General features: G+C 57.5%; 1 protein-coding gene. It reads right to left on the reverse strand.

Annotation, left to right across the window (positions count from 1 at the left end):
- Window positions 1–308: IS66 family transposase (locus ACWGTI_RS32845; protein WP_454590704.1), on the reverse strand; the 308-nt coding region annotated here is incomplete at both ends.

Consider the following 308-nt stretch of genomic DNA (forward strand, 5'->3'; position numbering starts at 1 on the left):
CGCATGGCTCGTTCAGCTATGTTGTTATCGATTTCAACACGGCCATCGTCGATGTAAACGCTCAACGCTGCCCATCGCGAGAGGGCATATCGCATCGCTTCCGCCAGCTTCTGCTTCTGTGGCAGCGTCGAAAGCGTCTTTTCTATCCAGCTCTTGAGATCCGCCAGAAGGGGCCTGGCGTGTTGCTGGCGCAGTGTACGCCGCTCCTCAGCCGACATGCCGCGGATACGATCCTCGATATCGTAAAGCGCACCGATGCGCGACAGCGCTTCGTCAGCGATCGGAGATGGCTTCAGCTTGATCACATC

It is taken from the genome of Mesorhizobium sp. ArgA1, from assembly GCF_053714375.1.